1 protein-coding gene is annotated in these 462 nt (G+C 72.3%); it reads right to left on the bottom strand.

Features of this window, described 5'->3' with window-relative positions:
• A partial coding sequence (locus BN358_RS11435) for a universal stress protein (RefSeq protein ID WP_019229158.1) occupies positions 1–462 on the bottom strand: 462 nt, incomplete at both ends.

The raw sequence follows: 462 nt of genomic DNA, 5'->3' as shown, positions 1-462 counted from the left end.
CCCACCGGTCTCCTGCGGAGTGGAACTGCTCGAGATCACGACGACCGGGCAGTGCGCCAGCGCCGCGACCGACACGCTCGTGGAGCCCACGAACATGCGTTCCAGGCCGCTCATCGAGCGGCGTCCCACCACCAGCAGGTCGGCCTTCGCGCTGAGTTCGGCGAGCACGTCGGCCGCCTGGCCCACGAGCACCTCCGAGGTCACGCGGGCCGAGGGCAGCCCGAGCCCGGTCGCGGCGCCGACCGCTTCGGCCGTGATGCTCTGGCCCGCCTTCTGCAGCGCCTCCGTGGTGACGACCAGCTCCCACATCCCGGTCACCATCGCACCCGGGTCGGCCACATTGACGATCCACTCCTCCGCGCCGGTGACGAGCGCTGCCCGGGTCGCGTAGCGGACCGCGCGCAGGCCGTCCTCCGAACCGTCCACGCCCACGAGGATCCGGCGAACAACGCCGTGTGCAGG

The sequence above is a fragment of the Sedimentibacter sp. B4 genome (assembly GCF_000309315.1).
In the GTDB taxonomy this organism is placed as follows: Bacteria; Bacillota; Clostridia; order Tissierellales; family Sedimentibacteraceae; genus Sedimentibacter; species Sedimentibacter saalensis.
This window is presented reverse-complemented; position numbering and strand designations above follow the sequence as displayed.